The 8,366-nt window shown below is 66.1% G+C and carries 9 protein-coding genes; all 9 read right to left on the reverse strand.

The window, feature by feature from the left end; genetic code table 11:
* Positions 1-145, reverse strand: a 145-nt coding sequence (locus O2807_08140) for an NAD(P)-binding domain-containing protein (protein ID MDA1000469.1), incomplete at its 3' end; no start/stop codon positions are given.
* A 107-nt stretch (positions 146-252) separates the two neighbouring features.
* Positions 253-966 carry a YggS family pyridoxal phosphate-dependent enzyme gene (locus tag O2807_08145; GenBank protein ID MDA1000470.1) on the reverse strand — a complete coding sequence of 238 codons (714 nt, stop codon included), beginning with the start codon at positions 964-966 and terminating at the stop codon, positions 253-255.
* An 18-nt stretch (positions 967-984) separates the two neighbouring features.
* Positions 985-1,779: a peptidoglycan editing factor PgeF gene (pgeF, locus tag O2807_08150; protein ID MDA1000471.1), complete on the reverse strand. Its 795-nt coding sequence runs from the start codon at positions 1,777-1,779 to the stop codon at positions 985-987.
* Positions 1,780-1,987: 208 nt separating this feature from the next.
* A complete protein-coding gene (gene ftsZ / locus O2807_08155) occupies positions 1,988-3,133 on the reverse strand; it encodes a cell division protein FtsZ (protein ID MDA1000472.1) in 1,146 nt (381 codons plus the stop codon).
* Between the two features lie 54 nt (positions 3,134-3,187).
* A complete protein-coding gene (ftsA, locus tag O2807_08160; protein MDA1000473.1) occupies positions 3,188-4,432 on the reverse strand; it encodes a cell division protein FtsA in 1,245 nt (414 codons plus the stop codon).
* Positions 4,429-5,313, reverse strand: coding sequence for an FtsQ-type POTRA domain-containing protein (locus O2807_08165; protein MDA1000474.1), 885 nt, complete (start codon positions 5,311-5,313; stop codon positions 4,429-4,431). The genes ftsA and O2807_08165 overlap by 4 nt, the downstream gene beginning before the upstream one ends.
* Positions 5,310-6,263 (reverse strand): UDP-N-acetylmuramate dehydrogenase, encoded by a 954-nt coding sequence (gene murB / locus O2807_08170; protein ID MDA1000475.1) that lies wholly within the window; start codon positions 6,261-6,263, stop codon positions 5,310-5,312. Before murB ends, O2807_08165 begins: the two co-directional genes overlap by 4 nt.
* Positions 6,260-7,660: a UDP-N-acetylmuramate--L-alanine ligase gene (gene murC, locus O2807_08175; GenBank protein ID MDA1000476.1), complete on the reverse strand. Its 1,401-nt coding sequence runs from the start codon at positions 7,658-7,660 to the stop codon at positions 6,260-6,262. The genes murB and murC overlap by 4 nt, the downstream gene beginning before the upstream one ends.
* A gap of 50 nt (positions 7,661-7,710) precedes the next feature.
* The coding region (locus O2807_08180; protein MDA1000477.1) for a glycosyltransferase at positions 7,711-8,366 on the reverse strand (656 nt) is incomplete at its 5' end.

Raw genomic sequence — 8,366 nt, forward strand, 5'->3', positions numbered from 1 at the left:
CCCCCTCGAGCCCCTTCCGGCGCTCCTCCACGGGCTCGGCGATGAGAATCGCCTCGCGGGGGGCATAGCCGGAATCCATCATCCCTCGGGCCAGCGCCGCGCCCATATTGCCCCCGCCGATGATCCCGATGCGTCCTGCCGCCATGTCTGCTCCTTGCCGGAGAGTGCGAATCCGCTCTCACCCTACTGAATTTGGCGGGACGGCACAATTCCCGGCCCGAAAAGCCTGGGATACTGGGTTTCCGCGGTGTTTTAGGCCCGCCGCACCGGGGGCCGGGGGCCGAAAATCGCGGTTCCCACCCGGACGTGGGTCGCACCCTCCGCGATGGCCAGTTCAAAGTCCTTGGACATCCCCATCGAGAGGCACTGCACCTCTCCAAAACCCGCCCGGTGCGCACCATCGCGCAGCTCGCGCAAAAGCCGGAAGTGGGGCCGGCTCTCCTCGGGCGCCCCCGCCAAGGGGGGGATGCACATCAGCCCCCTGACGCGAAGGGCGGGGAGCGCGCTTGCCTTCTCCACGAGGGCGAGCATCTCCTCGGGGGAGACGCCCCCCTTCTGGGTCTCAAGGCCGGTGTTGACCTGAACGAATACCTCGAGCGGCGGCGCACCCGCCGATTCGATTCTCCGGCTCAACTCCTCCGCCAAGGCGAGCGAATCCACCGACTCGACCACATTGAACAGCCCCGGAACGAGCCGCGCCTTGTTCTTCTGGAGGGAGCCGATGAGGTGCCACCTTGCACGGCCGGCAGCCGCCTCGCCCAGCCCGGCGCGCTTGTCGCGCGCTTCCTGCACGCGGTTCTCCCCGATCACATCCACCCCCGCCGCGATGGCTTCGGCAACCCTATCGGCGGGCTGCGTCTTGCTGACCGCCACCAGCTGCACCTCGCCGGGATCGCGGCCCGCCCCTCGGGCGGCCTCCGCAATCTGCGAGCGGACTTTTTTCAGATTTTCCCGAATTGAGCCCATATCACATCCGAAAAACGCCTAGAAAACGCCGATCGCCGCCATGAGACGGCCCGTCGGCGCCCCATCCCGCCGGTAGGAGTAAAACCGCCCGGCATCCCGATAGGTACAGGGGCCCGGCGAGCCGATCTGATCCGCGGGGACACCCGCGGCCGCGATCTGCCTGCGGGCCGCCTCGTTCAGATCGAGCAGCCACTTGCCGCCTTCGGCCGGGAGGCAGAAATCCCTCCAGTCGCGGTAGCGCCGCCGGAAAGGAGGAACGCACTCCTCGCCCACCTCATACACCTCGCCGGAGATCGCGGGCCCCAGCGCGGCCACCAGGTCACCGGGCGAGCTGCCGAACCGCTCCTCCATCCGGCGCACCGTCTCGGCAAGCACCCCTTCGGCGATGCCCTGCCTTCCCGCATGAACGGCCGCCACGGCGCGCCTTTTGGGGTCCGCGAAGAGCACCGGCAGGCAATCCGCCGTCTGGACCGTCACCAGAACCCCCGGCACATCCGTCATCAATGCGTCGCCGCATCGAACCTCCGCAAAAGGATCCTTCTCGGCCGCGATCACCTCGGCGCCGTGCACCTGCTTCGCCTCGGCGATCCAGACAGGCGCCAGCCCCGAGGCGGAGAGAAAACGCCGTCTGTTCTCTGCCACCCGCTCGCGCGGTTCGCCCTCGGCGGGCCCCAGGTTGAGCGAATCGAATCGCCCCTCGCTCACCCCGCCCTGGCGGGTACTGAAAGCATGAGCGGCAAAGCCGAGGCCATCGAGCAGGGGCGAGTGGAGGATCGCCACGCCGCCCGCTTCCCGCTCCATCAAATCTCTCATGCGCGCTCCCGCCGCAAGGGGTGGCACGGTTCCGACCGGCACGGCGAAACCCATTGTTTTTACATTATAAATTCAGGCCTGCCGGCCCACAAGGCACACATCTGGGAGGTAGGGGCCAGGGGGGCCGAAGCCCCCCTGGCGGGAGCAAGTGGGGATAACCGCCAGCCCGTAAGCGAGAGGACCCCGCCCTGGAGCGGCAGCTTGTGGGTCAATCAGCCTGCTTGCGCAGGAATGTGGGCACGTCCAGATCCTCATCCTCCAGCTGATAGCTCAGGGTGCCTTCCTTCCGGTTGTTCTTGAGCCGGACATAGGCGGGCACCGAGAGCTTTTTCCCGTCGGTACCCGTGGCCTCGATCTCCGCCTTCGCCACCGCCTTCAGCGATTCGCGCCCGAAGCCGGTGGCGATGACAGTGACGCGCACCTGATCGCCGAGGGAAGGATCGATCACCGATCCGAAGATGATGTTCGCATCCTCGTGCGCAGCTTCGTGAATGAGTTCGGACGCCTCGCTCACTTCGTAGAGCGAGAGATCCTCGCCGCCACAGATGTTGATGAGAACACCGCGGGCGCCCTGTATCGTTCCCTCTTCGAGCAGGGGACTGCTGATCGCGTTCTGAGCGGCCGTAATCGCACGGTTATCGCCCACCCCCGTTCCGCTGCCCATCAGCGCCATGCCGCCCATGTCGCGCATGATGGTGCGCACGTCGGCGAAGTCGAGATTGATCAGGCCCGGGATGGTGATGAGGTCGGCGATTCCGCGGCAGGCCTGGAGGAGGACATCGTTCGCCTTCTCGAAGGCCTCGACTATCGTCGTCTTGCGTTCGACCATCCCGAGAAGCCGCTGGTTCGGTATCGTGATGAGGGTGTTCACCGCCTCGCGCAGCTCGGCGATGCCCTCTTCCGCCTGCGCCATCCGTCTGCGCCCCTCGAAGACGAATGGCTTGGTCACGACGCCGACCGTCAGCACACCGGCCTCCTTCGCGATCCGCGCGATGACCGGAGCGGCGCCGGTGCCCGTTCCGCCGCCCATGCCCGCCGTCACGAAGAGCATGTCGAGCCCCTCGACCAGCGTCGTGATCACTTCGGTGTCCTCAAGGGCGGCCTTGCGGCCCACCTCCGGGTTTCCGCCCGCGCCCAAACCCCCTGTCAATTCCGTACCGAGCTGGATTTTTTTCACGGTAAGGGATTTTTCCAGGACTTGGGCGTCCGTGTTTGCGGTGATGAACTGCACACTCTCCATGCCGGCGGTGATCATGGTGTTGACGGCGTTGCCGCCGCCGCCGCCAACACCGATGACCGCGAGCTTTGCGCGGCACGGCATCTCTTCAGCCAGTTCGAACATCATATCGCTCATCCCTTGCCTCCCTTCATTCTGGAATCCCCCAAAATTCCGTTTCCGCAACGAAACTCATTTAAAGATGTTGGACAGCACATTCCGGATTTTTTCCTTTGTCTGGCGGAAGGAACCGTTTCCCGATGCGGTAGACACCCACCTGCGGCGGCCTCGGTCTCCGTTTTGCACCGAGTACATCACCAGCCCCACGCCGGTGGAGAACATCGGTCCGTTTACCATGTCCACGAGCCCCCCGATGCCGCTCGGTACACCGAGCCGGACCGGCAGCTCGAGTACTTGCTCTGCCAGCTCAATCGCGCCGTCCATGATGCTCGATCCGCCGGTGAGGACGACGCCTGCGGGGAGAAGATCCTCCATGCCGCTTTTCTGGATTTCCCTCCGGATAAGAGTGAAAATCTCCTCCATCCGGGGCTCGATGATCTCGGCGAGCATCTGGCGGCTCAGCACACGCGGCGGGCGCCCGCCCACGCTGGGCACCTCGATCTCCTCGTCTCTCGCCATTATGTAGGCGTGGGTGCAGCCGAAATCCTGCTTGATGCGCTCGGCCTGATGCTCCGGTGTACGGAGACCGATGGCGATGTCGTGGGTGACGTGGTTCCCTCCCACCGGGATCACGGCCGAGTAGCGGAGCGATCTTCCGCTGATGACGGCCACATCCGCCGTTCCGCTACCGATGTCCACCACGGCCACCCCCAGATCGCGCTCATCGTCGGTCAGGGCGGCGAGCGAGGACGCCAGCGGCTGGAGCACCAGACGCTCCACCGTGAGCCCGGCCCGCTCCACGCTCCGCACGATATTCTGAATCGCGGGGATGGAGCCCGTGACCACGTGCACCTTGCACTCGAGGCGCACCCCGCTCATCCCCACCGGCTCGGTGATCCCTTCCTGGTCATCGACGATGTACTCCTGCGGAAGGACATGGAGAACTTCATGATCGGAGGGCATCGTCACTGCCCGTGCGGACTCCACCACCCGATCAATGTCGTCCTGACGGACTATCTTGCTCTTGATCGCCACGATTCCGTTGCTGTTGAAGCTCCGGATGTGGCTCCCCGCCACGCCGACAAACGCCGACCGGATGGGCGTGCCACTGATAAATTCTGCTTCTTCGACCGCGGCCTGGATCGAATCCACCGTTTGGTCAATGTTCACCACCGCTCCGCGGCTCAGACCCTTCGACGGATGCTTCCCGAGACCAACGATCTCGATCGAGCCATCATCGTTCACCTCCGCCACCACTACGCATATCTTCGAGGTGCCGATATCGAGGCCCACCACTACGTCGGCCTTTCTGCTCATCCTCTCAACCCTCCCTCCTTTTCCAGGGGGCGGACAACAATTCGCCCTGGAAATGTCAGATCCAATTCGAATTTTTTCGTAAACCTGGCGGTCTGATCCTGAAATATCCGGATCGCCAGAAGACCCAGCCGTTCCACCTGGGCGCCCATCCCCTCATCACGCACCAGAAGGTGAACATTTCCGCCGAGCGCCCGGACGCGGATGCGCCCGTCCTCGGGCTGTGCTACCGAGATGCAGCTTTTCCGAAGCACCGGGATGGCGCCGATGAGCGCCGCGGCCTGCATCGCGCGCCGAAATCCGCTGCCCGCGATGCGATCCCCGGGTGCGCCGCCGCCCTTCTCGAAGCCCTCGATAAACGGCAGGCAGCCCTCCTTCATCGCCGGCACCGTGCCGAGGATCACCCCTTCCCGGTCCACGCCGATCATCCCCTCGCGCCGGATCAGCGCCGCCGGCAGACGCTCTTCGATCTCCATGTAGAGCGCGTGCGGAATCCGTCTTCGCACCACCGCGCGGCGGACCCAGGGATGGGATTCGAGCTGCCGGCGGACGCGCTCCAGATCCACCTCGAACAAATTGACATCCGCCGAGAGCGCCGCTCGCCGGATGAGTTCCTCGGGCGAGAGGGCGCGGTAGCCGGACACCACCACCTCCCCGAGGGCGAAAAACCGGCTCGAGCGCACCCACTTGACGGCATGGCCGCTCAAAAGAAGCACCTCCACGAACACCAGCAGGCCGATGGCGCTCCGGAGCCACGCACGGGACGCGCCGCGCTGGCGTCCAGCGGTCTTTTTCCGCTTCTTCTCCGAAACCGGCGCGACCGCCTGCAGCCGGAGGCGAACGGAAGCGCTCCGATCCTTTCGTCCTTCACCCTGCCATCTCATGAAGCGCTCTCCCCGATCATTTTCAGCTCCAACCGCAGTTCGATGCCGGTCTGGGTCTTCACCTCGCCGCGCACCTCCTCGATGAGGGCCAGCACATCCGCCGCCGTCGCGCCGCCCGCGTTCACCAGAAAATTGGCGTGCACCTGGCTCACCTCGGCGCCGCCCACGCGCCGCCCCTTGAGCCCCGCCGCCTCGATGATCCGGCCCGCATGATCCCCGGGCGGATTCCGGAAGATGGAGCCCGCGCAGGGCACTCCGGAGGGCTGCCGATCCTTCCGGTACTCGGCATTCCTCTGAACAAGCGTCATCAACGACTCGGGGTCCGCGCGGCGGAGGCGGAAGCGGACGCCCACGACAATGCCCGGCTCGGGGAGCCGTGCTTCGCGGTAGGCGAACGCCAGCGCCCCGGCCGGGAGGCGCTCCGCCTCGCCCGCCCGCAGGCGGATCCAGCGGATGCTCTCGACCGACTCGCCCATGTAGCGCTCCGAGGTGCCCGCGTTCATGGCGAGCGCGCCGCCGATCGTTCCCGGAACACCGATTAGCGCTTCCAGTCCGGAGAGCCATCTTTCGGCCGCGAAACGGGCCAGCTGCGGACTCTTCACCCCGGCCTCGGCCTCGAGAAGAATGACACCCTCTTCCTCGGGCGAGAGGGTAAACTCCCGAAAGCCCCGCGCGAGGGAGATCACCATGCCGCGCACCCCGCCATCGAGCACCAGGGTGTTGGCCCCCGCCCCCAGGAGGGTGATCGGTATCTCTTCCGCCCGGCAGACTTCAAGCACTTCCACCAATTCCCTCTCGTTTCGGGGCAGCGCGATGGCGTCCGCCGGCCCGCCGATCTGGAAGGTGTTGAATTCCGAGAGCGGCGCGCAAAAACGGATTTCGCACGCAAGCCCGATAAACTTTTCCTCCAACGGCGTCACTTCGGTTCCTCCATGAGTGCCCATGTTCATCCCGCCTTTTCTCCTTCACCCTCGCGCGCCTCCAGAATCTCGAGCAGCGCCCTTCCCGCCTTCCAGACATCACCCGCCCCCAGCGTGAACACCATGTCGCCGGGCGCCGCCATCTCGCCGAGCCGCTTCACGGCGGCATCCAGATCGGCCACCTCCTCGCAGCTGCGGTGGCCGTGCGCCCGTACACCCTCGGCAATCCCGCCGGCGGTGACGCCCGCGATGGGTTTCTCCCCCGCGGCGTAGATCGGCGCCACCAGCAGAGCGTCCGCGTCGTAAAAAGCGGTGTGAAAGGCCTCCCCGAGATGTTGCGTCCGCGTATAGCGGTGGGGCTGAAAGAGAACGACCAGCCTTCGATCGAGCGCGCTCTCGCGCGCGGCGCGCAGGGTGGCGCGAATCTCCTCGGGGTGGTGACCGTAATCGTCCATCACCACAACCCCGCCTGCCTCGCCGATTCGCTCGAAGCGCCGCCCGATGCCGGCGAACCCGCGGAGCCCCTTCTGGATATCCGCAAAGGACACATCGAGCTCGGTCGCCACCGCGACCGCAGCCAGCGCGTTGTCGGCGTTGTGGCGGCCGGGAATGCCCAGGCGGATCTCGCCGAGGCGCTTCCCGCCCCGGCGCACCGCGAAGACGCTCTCGCCCGCCTCGTAGCGGAACTCCTCGCCCACATAGTCGGCCTGGCCGCCGAATCCGTAGGTAAAAAAGCGCTTCTCCAGCCGCGGGATGAGCTCCTGCACGGCCGGATGATCGAGACAGAGCACCGAAAAACCGTAGAAAGGCACCTTGTTCACGAACTCGAGGAAGGACGCCTTGAGCGTCTCGTAGTCGCCATAAAACTCCATGTGCTCCTCGTCGATGTTCGTCACCACCGCGATCGTCGGCATGAGCCGCAGGAACGAGCCGTCGCTCTCATCCGCCTCGGCCACCAGGTACTCCCCCTCGCCGAGGCGCGCGTTCGCGCCCAGCGCGTTGAGCCTCCCGCCCACCACCACCGTGGGATCGAGCCCTGCCTCGGCCAGCACCGCGGCGATAAAAGAAGTCGTCGTTGTCTTTCCGTGCGTCCCGGCCACGGCGATGCTGTATTTCATCCGCATCAGCTCGGCCAGCATCTCCGCCCGCCGGATGACGGGAAGCTTCCGCCGCCGCGCCTCGGCCACCTCCGGGTTCTCGAGCGTCACCGCCGAGCTGTACACCACCACATCCGCGCCCTCGATGTTCTCCGCCCGATGGGTGTTCGCCACCTGGGCGCCGAACCGCCGCAGGCGGAACACCGCGTCGTTCTGCGAAAGATCGGAGCCGCTCACCTCGTAGCCCAGGTTGAGCAGCACCTCGGCGATGCCGCACATCCCGGTACCGCCGATGCCGACGAAATGAATCCGTCTGGCATGGCGCAGCATCGGATGAGTACTTCCCGCCTGTGCAATCACCTCTTCAGGCTCCTCTGCAACTAGGCCGCCCACGCGACCTCGTGGCACAAACCGGCCACCGCACCGGAGGCATCCCCCGCGGCCACCTCGCCCGCCCTGCGCGCCATCTCCGCGAGCGCGCCCCGATCCGCCTCCAGTTCGCGCAACTGCCCGGCCATTGCCCCGGCCGTCAGCACGGGCTGGAGAATCATCCGGGCGGCCCCCAGCTCCACCAGATAGCGGGCGTTGCCCTCCTGGTGGCCGTGGGTCGCGGTCGGCAGCGGGATCAGGACGGCCGGAAGGGCCGACGCGCCCAGTTCGCCCACCGTCATGGCACCGGCCCTCGAGATGGCCAGATGCGCCCAGCCGTAGCGCTCGGGCATGTCGTAGAAAAAGGGCGCCACCTCGGCCTCCGCGCCCGCCGACTCATATGCCGCGCGGACCGCCTCGAAGTCCGCCTCGCCGGTCTGGTGCACAAAACGCAGGCGGCCGATTAAATCTCCCAGAAGCGGCAGAGCCTCCATCACCGCCTGGTTGATGGCATGAGCGCCCTGGCTTCCCCCGAAGATGAGCACCCGCAGAGGGCCGCTCCAGAAATCGGCGGAGCGCTGCCCGGCCCGGGCGATGTTTTCCCGGAGGGGAAGCCCCGTTGCCCGGACTTTTTCGCGATCGAAATAGGGCGCCGCCGCCGGGAAGG

It is taken from the genome of bacterium (assembly GCA_027622355.1).
GTDB lineage: Bacteria > UBA8248 > UBA8248 > UBA8248 > UBA8248 > JAQBZT01.

What these genes read in the sequence shown, in the direction of transcription:
- O2807_08145 (MDA1000470.1), bottom strand. Translation starts at nt 966, where the DNA reads ATGGGCTCAATTCGGGAAAATCTGAAAAAAGTCCGCTCGCAGATTGCG.
- pgeF (MDA1000471.1), bottom strand. Translation starts at nt 1,779, where the DNA reads ATGAGAGATTTGATGGAGCGGGAAGCGGGCGGCGTGGCGATCCTCCAC.
- ftsZ (MDA1000472.1), bottom strand. Translation starts at nt 3,133, where the DNA reads ATGAGCGATATGATGTTCGAACTGGCTGAAGAGATGCCGTGCCGCGCA.
- ftsA (MDA1000473.1), bottom strand. Translation starts at nt 4,432, where the DNA reads ATGAGCAGAAAGGCCGACGTAGTGGTGGGCCTCGATATCGGCACCTCG.
- O2807_08165 (MDA1000474.1), bottom strand. Translation starts at nt 5,313, where the DNA reads ATGAGATGGCAGGGTGAAGGACGAAAGGATCGGAGCGCTTCCGTTCGC.
- murB (MDA1000475.1), bottom strand. Translation starts at nt 6,263, where the DNA reads ATGAACATGGGCACTCATGGAGGAACCGAAGTGACGCCGTTGGAGGAA.
- murC (MDA1000476.1), bottom strand. Translation starts at nt 7,660, where the DNA reads ATGCTGCGCCATGCCAGACGGATTCATTTCGTCGGCATCGGCGGTACC.